Source organism: Mesorhizobium sp. M0244 (assembly GCF_040321795.1).
Lineage (GTDB): Bacteria > Pseudomonadota > Alphaproteobacteria > Rhizobiales > Rhizobiaceae > Mesorhizobium.
Map to the genome: position 1 here is coordinate 1 of NZ_JAMYSE010000211.1, position 1,576 is coordinate 1,576.

Consider the following 1,576-nt stretch of genomic DNA (forward strand, 5'->3'; position numbering starts at 1 on the left):
CCTCCCCGGCAGCTTCCACACTCAGCCCCGGCAGGTCCAATGACCCGACGGCGTTGTTCTGCCAGGCCAACATCACCTGGAACAGCGGCGTGTGATCAAGATGCCGTGGCGGCTGCACGATCTCGACGACCTGCTCGAACGGCAGGTCCTGATGCTCCTGGGCAGCCAAGGCCGTGCGCCGCGTCCGTTCCAGAAGCTCCGACACGCTCGGCTCGCCCGACAGGTCCAGCCGAAGCGCCAGGGTGTTGACGAAGAAGCCGATCAACTCTTCGATCTCGCCCCGGCCTCGATTGGCGCTCGGCACGCCGATCACAAGGTCGTCCTGCCCCGACAGACGCGACAGCACCGCCGCCCAGGCCGCCAGCACCGTCATGAACAACGTCGTGCCATGCTGCCGGCTCAGCCGCTTCAGACCCCGCGTCAGATCCGCATCGATGACGATCGGCACAGCGGCCCCGGCATACGACTGCTGGGCCGGCCGCGGCCGGTCCGTCGGCAGCGCAAGACGGGCCGGAGCGTCAGACAGGGTGTCGCGCCAATACTGCGCCTGGCTCTGCAGCCGTTCCCCCGACAGCCACCGCCGTTGCCAGGCGGCATAATCCGGGTACTGGATCGCCAGCGGCGGCAAAGGATCGTCCTGTCCAGCCTCGAACGCCCGGTAAAGCTGACTGAGTTCACGCACCAGCACGCCCATCGACCAGCCGTCCGAGACGATATGATGCTGGGTCAGCAGGAAGACGTGTTGCTCATCCGACATCCGGATCAGACGCCCGCGGATCAGCGGCCCGCGCGCAACATCGAACGGCGTGCGCGCCTCTTCATGGCACAGATCCAAAAGCGCAGCCTCAGCATCCGGCCTGTCCCGCAGATCGTGCTCGGCCACCGGCAGTCCCGCATCCGGCGGCAGAACCTCAACCCAGGGCTTGCCCTCCGGTGCGACAAAGACGCTGCGCAGCGCCTCATGACGCGCAAACAGACGGTCAAGGCTGCGCTGCCAGGCGCCGCGGTCGAGCACACCACGCAGCCGCAAGGCCAGTGGAATGTGATAGTTCGTGCTGCCCTCGTCCAGCTGCGCCAAAAACCATATCCGCTGCTGCGCAAACGACAGCACAAGCGGCTCATTGCGCGACACCGTCGCAATCGCCGGCAGGTCTTGCGGACCGGAGCGGCTCAACACCTCGACGATGCTTTCGGCCAGATCGGCAAGCACCGGTCTGGCGAACAGCCTCGTCAGCGGCAGTTCGACCCCAACAGCCCGCGACAGCCGGCTCGAGAGCTGCACGGCCAGCAGCGAGTGGCCACCCAGCTCGAAGAAGTGGTCGTGGCGTCCGACCCGCTCGACACCGAGAAGCTCCGCCCAGATCTCGGCCAGCGCCGTCTCGATCGCGGCGCGGGGCGCCTCATAGGCCGCCCGCGCATAGGCGTCGTCGGCCGGCGCCGGCAGCGCCTTGCGGTCGAGCTTGCCGTTCGGCGTCAGCGGTAGCGCCGCCAGCCGCACGAATGCCGTTGGCACCATGTAGTCCGGCAGCCGCCCGCTCACATGTGCGCGCAAGGCGCCGGCAAGCGCGCCGCCATC

1 protein-coding gene is annotated in these 1,576 nt (G+C 67.8%); it reads right to left on the minus strand.

Annotated features, from left to right (window positions below; genetic code table 11):
- The coding region (locus NKJ08_RS38675) for a condensation domain-containing protein (RefSeq protein WP_352786392.1) at positions 1–1,576 on the minus strand (1,576 nt) is incomplete at both ends.